Origin of the sequence: Rahnella perminowiae (assembly GCF_019049755.1) — a bacterium.
In the GTDB taxonomy this organism is placed as follows: Bacteria; Pseudomonadota; Gammaproteobacteria; order Enterobacterales; family Enterobacteriaceae; genus Rahnella; species Rahnella perminowiae.
The window spans coordinates 1-6487 of the sequence record NZ_JAFMOS010000373.1 but is presented as its reverse complement, the minus strand read 5'-3'; the positions used below and the strand labels follow the sequence as shown (position 1 = coordinate 6487).

Below are 6487 nucleotides of genomic sequence, written 5' to 3'. Positions count from 1 at the left end.
TATCGTAACTTTGGCTTTTTTTGATGTATTAAGGCCTTACTATTCTTCCGTACTATGGGCAATTATTCTTGCTGTCATCTTCAATCCGCTAAAAAACCGGCTTAAACAGGTGGTCGGCGATCGTAACGGTATCGTCTCTCTGCTGACCGTTTTGATTATTTGTCTGATTGTCTTCACACCGCTGGCGATTATAACCTCGTCGCTGGCGCTTGAATTCAATACGGTTTACACCAAACTGCAGGGAAATCAGACACAGTTACCCGTGATCCTGGCGGATTTTATCCACCATTTACCACGGTGGGCACGACACTTCCTGTCGGATAACGATCTCGACAGCACGGCGGAGATCCAGAAAAAACTTTCTGATGCAGCACTTCAGGGCAGCCAGTATCTTGCCGGGAGTGTTTTCGTGATAGGTAAGAGCACGTTCGGCTTTGTCGTAGGTTTCGGCATCATGCTGTATATCTTGTTCTTCCTGATCAAAGATGGCGCTTATCTGGTCAATATGACTCTCGCCACGCTGCCGCTGTCACGCTATGTGAAGCATCACCTGTTTATGAAGTTTGCAGCAGTTTCGCGCGCGACAGTAAAAGGGACCGTTGTGGTGGCGATTGTACAGGGTGCGCTGGGCGGTGTTGCATTTTACATCGCCGGTCTGGACGGAAGTCTGCTTTGGGGCGCGCTGATGGCGTTCCTGTCGATCATTCCGGCAGTGGGATCGGCCATTATCTGGGTACCCGCAGCGATTTATTTCTTCGCGTCCGGCATGCTTTGGCAGGGGATCTTTATTGTGGTCTTCTTCGTTGTGGTGATTGGCATTGTGGATAACGTCTTACGCCCGTTACTGGTCGGTAAAGACACTAAAATGCCGGATTACCTTATCCTGATCACCACCCTGGGTGGCATGGAAGTGTATGGCATCAATGGCTTCGTGATTGGTCCGCTGATTGCAGCATTATTCATCGCCTGCTGGAACATTCTTTCCGGCAGAGATCATCAGAATAATACCGATGAGATTGATGAAGATTTTATCGAAGAAGGGAAAAAGCGTCCTGATGCCTGATGTTCTCAGCGGCTTCGACAATCCGCTGAGTTTTACCAAATATGATTATGAAGTTTTCATAACCTGGCGTAGAAATAAGAAGCAACAAATACTCTTTGTCTGAAGGGGCAATGAATGAAAAATATCATCTTAAGTATGGTCGCAAAGATCTCCAGGATGGAAGCTGATTCCAAGCAACTTACCGCTCAGGTTGAGGCTCAGTCCCTTTTGCTGAGTGCTGTATTTTTAACGCTTGGTAAAAATGGCGGCCCCCAGGAAACTATCGAAAGCGTCAATAAAGCCATCAATTCAGTGCTCGATTCTGCTGATGAGATGCTTAAATCAGACGCGACGATTTTGTTCGAACAATTCCAGGCACTTATTGAACTAACCCGGCTGATTGATAAAGCCGATCCGGAGCTGGATGCTGAAGCACTGAGTGCCATGAACGGTGTCACACCCGACTCCGGGATCTAGTGTAAAAGCATCGGTAATAAAAAAGCCCCGGCCATAAATTGCCGGGGCTTTTTGCTTTCTGATGACGGACAAAATCAGCTTATTTCGCCCAGCTTGGCTTGTTCAGGATGTGATCCTGCCAGTCTTCCACGTCATCTTCACGCACAGCGATGTAGCGTACGGAAATCTGTGCCGTGTGCATGGCTGATTTTGATGCTTTGTTCAACAGCGGATGCCACGGGAGCAACGGGCGTCCTTCACCGATCAGACGATAGGCGCAGGTTGGCGGCAGCCAGTCGAAGGTTGTCAGATTTTCGCGGGTCAGTTTGATGCAATCTTCTTCCAGCGTGAAACGACGTTCGTAGTTGCGACACTGGCACGATTTGATGTTGAGCTGATTACAGGCAACGTTGGTGAAGTAGATTTCATCGGTGTCTTCATCGATCAGCTTATGCAAGCAGCATTGTCCGCAGCCATCGCACAATGCTTCCCATTCTTCGTCGGTCATTTCAGACAGCGTTTTTTGCTGCCAAAAAGCGGGTTCAGTCATGATGTGCATCCGGTATAGAGAAAATGAGGGTGCTTATATAGACGCTTTAGCCTGCAGATGCAAGTAAAGCCGCCGGAAAACAGCTCCGGCGGAGAGGAGAAACACCGTCAGATCACGCGTGAGTTAACCTGTTTACCATTAAGTGTAGCCACAATTTCGTCACCCGCTTTTAACGGGCCGATGCCGTGTGGCGTACCGGTCAGAATGATGTCACCCGCACGCAACGTAAAGAAGCGGCTCATATAGGCAATCAGCGGCAGAAGCGGTGTCAGCATATCGCGGGTATTCCCGACCTGACGGATTTCTCCGTTGATCTCTAACCGGAGTTCAGCCTGTTGTGCATCACCAAATTCGCTCACCGGAATAAATCCGCTCATCGGACAGGAACCGTCAAACCCTTTGGCTTTTTCCCAGGGTTGTCCGGCTTGTTTGAACGCCGTCTGCAAATCCCGCAGCGTCAGATCAAGCGCCAGCCCGTAACCGGCGATAGCATTGGCGACACGATCTTCCGTCGCCTGCTTCAACGGTGTGCCGATAAGCACTGCCAGCTCGATTTCATAATGTACCGAACCCAGATCCTTCGGAATGGCAATGGGCTGACGAAAATCGCATAAGGCGGTTTCCGGCTTGATAAATAGCACCGGTTCCGCCGCTTTCTTCCCGCCCATCTCTTTAATATGATCGGCATAGTTACTGCCGACACACACTACTTTGTTGACCGGGAAATCCAGTAACGCGCCATGCCAGTCTCTGTGTTGGTACATACAGCCCCTCCTTGAGGTTAGGAATTTCAGCCGCTGAACGGGTTATGCGGTGCCGGCGCTAACGGTGCAGCAGGTGCCGGAGCGGAATCGCCGGAAATCACCGGCACCTGAGCGCCCGTAATGGCATCGGCCATCATGCCGATACTCAGGGCGAAATAGGTTGAACGGTTCCAGCGCATGATCGTGCGGAAGTTATCGTAAACCAGGAATGCGCGCCCCTGCGTATCATCCGGTGTGATAATCCATGCACGGGTGGCTGTCGAGAACAGCGGGCTGCCGTCAACCTGCGTTACGCCGCGCTGCTGCCAGTAACTGGCAGGATGCATCTGGTTGTTTTTCAGCCCCGCCAGAGCGCCATCAAAGTTAGCCGGTAATTTCACTTCCTGACCCCAGCCCTGATCGCCCTTCCAACCTTCTTTTGCTAAATAATTGGCTGTAGAGGCAAAAACATCATCGGTGTTTTTCCAGATGTCTATTTTGCCATCGCCGTTACCGTCAGCACCGTAGGTCAGATAAGAACTTGGCATAAACTGCGACTGTCCCATCGCACCTGCCCAGGAACCTTTCATCATATCGCTGGTGGCGTGTCCTGAATCGACAATTTTAAGCGCAGACATAAATTCTTTCGTGAAGAACGCTTCACGACGCCCTTCGAAAGCCAGGGTGGCCAGCGCGGAGAAGACATCTTCTTTACCCTGTATTTTCCCGAAGCTGCTTTCCATAGCCCATAACGCCACAATGTACTGCGGCTGAACGCCATAGCGGTCGCTGGCGCGGGTCAGCGCAGGCAAATTACGCTGAAACTGCTCCTGTCCCTGCTTAATTTTCCACTCAGGCAGAACGCGGGTCAGATAATCGTCGAGGGTAATTTTCTTTTCGAGCTGATTGCGATCTGAATTGATCACGCGGTCAACAAAATGAATGTTGGCGAAGGTGCTGTCTATTGTCTGCTGGCTGATCCCTTGTGTGCGGGCTTGTGCTTTGAGTTGTTCGACATAAGCCGGAAATTCAGCAGGATCCCGCCCCTGTTCAGCCAGAGATGTTTTGCCTGAAGGCGCTGCCGGTGCGGCGGCAATTGGCGGGTTAGCCGTAGTGGACGGGGCGGGAGTTTGCTCTGATGTAGCTTTCTGTGCTGCACAACCGCTGAGGATGATCAGCGGTGTTAACACGGCCAGTGCCGACAATTTCATCAATTTCTTCCTTTTGACTTCTGCAAGTGATTCATCACTCTAAGCTTTGAGCACGACAACCCTGAATGCAAGTCATGCCGTCCGAAAGTTCGAGGATTGCCGTAACAAATGTCAGGAATACGTTATTTACTGGCGTCGTTAAGATGAATATTCAATAAACTTTCTGCCGGCGGCGGAACTTGCAGATAATAACCCTGTTCTTCCAGCGACTGACGCACGTTAGCAATATCCGCCGTGGCCAGTTTTTCACGGTTCGCCAGGTTTAACATCATTGAAAATTGTGGCACGCCAAAACCTTTCAGTAATTCTTCAGGTACACGGGAAAAATCGTCTTTTTTTTCGACATACAGATAAGTCTGGTCGCGTTTAGTACTTCTATAGATCACACAAAGCATTTTTTTAACTCTATTTTATTGAAACGGTGGCTTGCCTAGATATAACTGTAACTATAACATGCTTATCGTACATCGGAATATCGCCCCCCGAGTGGTATTCCGGGGATTTAGAGTTGCTGAGACTGAGTCAGGATAGATGTCACAATCGCCAATAGAACTAAAAGGCAGCAGTTTTACCTTATCGGTTGTTCATTTACATAGTTCACAACCTGAGGTTATTTATCAGGCATTACAGGAAAAAGTGGAGCAAGCGCCTGCTTTTTTGAAAAATGCCCCTGTTGTTATCAACGTTGCCTCGCTGAACGGTGAAGCAAACTGGAAAGACATTCAACAGGCTGTCGCTTCTGCAGGCTTTCGCATTGTTGGCATCAGTGGTTGCAAAGATGAAGCGCAAAAACGCGCACTTTCCCGCACCGGCTTACCGCTGCTGAGTGAAGGCCGTGCACAGCGTATCGCCTCAGAACCACCGGCTCCTGTTGTGCCCGACAATGCCCCGGCTAAAACCCGCATTGTCAGTACCCCGGTCAGATCCGGCCAACAAATTTATGCCCGTAACAGCGACCTCATCATAACCAACAGTGTCAGCGCAGGTGCGGAGCTGATTGCCGATGGCAATATCCATATCTACGGCATGATGAGAGGCAGAGCGCTGGCTGGCGCCGCAGGCGATGCAAATTGTCAGATCTTTTGCACGCAGCTAGGCGCTGAACTCGTCTCTATCGCAGGGCAATACTGGCTGAGTGATCAAATCCCGGCCGATTATCTCGGTCAGGCTGCACGCCTTAGCCTGTTAAATAATGTGTTAACCATACAACCTTTAAACTAAGCCCTTTTGACAAGGAATCCATTCATGGCACGCATCATAGTTGTTACATCGGGTAAAGGGGGCGTTGGCAAGACCACTTCAAGCGCGGCCATTGCTACCGGTTTAGCTCAAAAAGGCAAAAAGACTGTTGTTATCGATTTTGATATCGGTCTGCGTAATCTCGACCTGATTATGGGCTGTGAGCGCCGGGTGGTTTATGATTTCGTTAACGTGATCCAGGGTGATGCCACGCTGAATCAGGCGCTTATCAAAGATAAACGCACCGAAAACCTGTTCATTCTTCCGGCTTCACAAACCCGCGACAAAGACGCACTGACCCGCGAAGGCGTAGAGAAAATCCTCAACGATTTAGCCGAAATGGAATTTGACTTCGTCGTGTGTGATTCTCCGGCGGGCATCGAAACCGGCGCACTGATGGCGTTGTATTTCGCCGATGAAGCCGTGATTACTACTAACCCTGAAGTCTCGTCCGTTCGTGACTCCGACCGCATTCTGGGCATTTTGTCTTCAAAATCCCGTCGTGCGGAACAAGGCTTAGAGCCTATCAAAGAACATCTGCTTCTTACCCGTTACAACCCGGGCCGTGTCAGCCGTGGCGACATGCTGAGCATGGAAGATGTGCTGGAAATCTTGCGTATTCCTCTGATCGGCGTTATTCCGGAAGATCAGTCTGTACTGCGTGCGTCCAACCAGGGCGAGCCGGTCATTCTGGATCAGGAATCTGATGCAGGGAAAGCGTATGACGATACTGTCAGCCGTCTGCTTGGGGAAGAACGCGCATTCCGTTTCATTGAGGAAGAGAAGAAGAGTTTCCTGAAACGCCTTTTTGGGGGATAAACCATGGCATTGTTAGATTTCTTTCTGTCCCGCAAAAAATCGACAGCCAATATAGCCAAGGAACGGCTACAGATCATCGTAGCCGAACGGCGTCGAGGGGATAGTGAACCATCATATCTGCCTGAACTGAAACGAGACATTCTGGCGGTCATCTGTAAGTACATTAAGATTGACCCCGAAATGCTGCAGGTTCAGTTCGAGCAAAAAGGTGACGATATTTCCGTACTGGAACTTAACGTCACCCTGCCTGAATCAGAAGAAGCGCCTAAATGACAGCAGCTTGTTTGCAGGTGTTTTTTTCAGTATAGCGCCCCCTGTTACCGCAGGGGGCTACTGCCCTTTATCTCGATCCCTTCTGTTATTGTCTCTGCGCCGCAAATAATCACTGTATATATATCCATGTAAGAAGCTCATTTCCCCTCTGTTT

The 6487-nt window shown here is 49.9% G+C and carries 9 protein-coding genes; 5 read left to right on the top strand and 4 right to left on the bottom strand.

The features are described 5' to 3' along the window. Window position 1 precedes the first annotated feature (1 nt). Window positions 2–1063, top strand: a complete 1062-nt coding sequence (locus J1785_RS04615) for an AI-2E family transporter (protein ID WP_338020336.1) — start codon at window positions 2–4, stop codon at window positions 1061–1063. A gap of 114 nt (window positions 1064–1177) precedes the next feature. Continuing rightward, the gene (iraP, locus tag J1785_RS04610; RefSeq protein ID WP_129951118.1) at window positions 1178–1519 is read left to right on the top strand and encodes an anti-adapter protein IraP; all 342 of its coding nucleotides are present in this window, start codon (window positions 1178–1180) and stop codon (window positions 1517–1519) included. A gap of 79 nt (window positions 1520–1598) precedes the next feature. On the opposite strand, the gene J1785_RS04605 is transcribed toward iraP, so the two are convergent. From J1785_RS04605 to J1785_RS04590, 4 genes are all read right to left on the bottom strand, one after another. After that, window positions 1599–2048 carry a YcgN family cysteine cluster protein gene (locus J1785_RS04605; RefSeq protein ID WP_129951117.1) on the bottom strand — a complete coding sequence of 150 codons (450 nt, stop codon included), beginning with the start codon at window positions 2046–2048 and terminating at the stop codon, window positions 1599–1601. Window positions 2049–2155: 107 nt separating this feature from the next. Further along, entirely contained in the window at window positions 2156–2812 is a 657-nt protein-coding gene (locus J1785_RS04600) for a fumarylacetoacetate hydrolase family protein (protein WP_217218912.1), read from the bottom strand. Window positions 2813–2838: 26 nt separating this feature from the next. Further along, a complete protein-coding gene (locus J1785_RS04595) occupies window positions 2839–4002 on the bottom strand; it encodes a lytic murein transglycosylase (protein ID WP_217218911.1) in 1164 nt (387 codons plus the stop codon). Window positions 4003–4124: 122 nt separating this feature from the next. Continuing rightward, complete coding sequence (locus tag J1785_RS04590; RefSeq protein WP_129951114.1) at window positions 4125–4397, bottom strand: YcgL domain-containing protein; 273 nt, start codon at window positions 4395–4397, stop codon at window positions 4125–4127. A 136-nt stretch (window positions 4398–4533) separates the two neighbouring features. Here J1785_RS04590 and minC point away from each other — a divergent pair, with 136 nt between their 5' ends. From minC to minE, 3 genes are read left to right on the top strand one after another with little or no spacing between them, the layout of a single operon-like run. Then, window positions 4534–5223, top strand: coding sequence for a septum site-determining protein MinC (gene minC, locus J1785_RS04585; protein ID WP_129951113.1), 690 nt, complete (start codon window positions 4534–4536; stop codon window positions 5221–5223). Window positions 5224–5247: 24 nt separating this feature from the next. Then, the gene (minD, locus tag J1785_RS04580) at window positions 5248–6060 is read left to right on the top strand and encodes a septum site-determining protein MinD (protein ID WP_013575324.1); all 813 of its coding nucleotides are present in this window, start codon (window positions 5248–5250) and stop codon (window positions 6058–6060) included. Window positions 6061–6063: 3 nt separating this feature from the next. Further along, a complete protein-coding gene (minE, locus tag J1785_RS04575) occupies window positions 6064–6333 on the top strand; it encodes a cell division topological specificity factor MinE (protein WP_112290033.1) in 270 nt (89 codons plus the stop codon). Window positions 6334–6487: the final 154 nt, after the last annotated feature.

Bases quoted from the DNA above. Each gene is read 5' to 3' on its own strand.
- iraP (WP_129951118.1), top strand. From the start codon at position 1,178: ATGAAAAATATCATCTTAAGTATGGTCGCAAAGATCTCCAGGATGGAA.
- J1785_RS04605 (WP_129951117.1), bottom strand. From the start codon at position 2,048: ATGACTGAACCCGCTTTTTGGCAGCAAAAAACGCTGTCTGAAATGACC.
- J1785_RS04600 (WP_217218912.1), bottom strand. From the start codon at position 2,812: ATGTACCAACACAGAGACTGGCATGGCGCGTTACTGGATTTCCCGGTC.
- J1785_RS04595 (WP_217218911.1), bottom strand. From the start codon at position 4,002: ATGAAATTGTCGGCACTGGCCGTGTTAACACCGCTGATCATCCTCAGC.
- J1785_RS04590 (WP_129951114.1), bottom strand. From the start codon at position 4,397: ATGCTTTGTGTGATCTATAGAAGTACTAAACGCGACCAGACTTATCTG.
- minC (WP_129951113.1), top strand. From the start codon at position 4,534: ATGTCACAATCGCCAATAGAACTAAAAGGCAGCAGTTTTACCTTATCG.
- minD (WP_013575324.1), top strand. From the start codon at position 5,248: ATGGCACGCATCATAGTTGTTACATCGGGTAAAGGGGGCGTTGGCAAG.
- minE (WP_112290033.1), top strand. From the start codon at position 6,064: ATGGCATTGTTAGATTTCTTTCTGTCCCGCAAAAAATCGACAGCCAAT.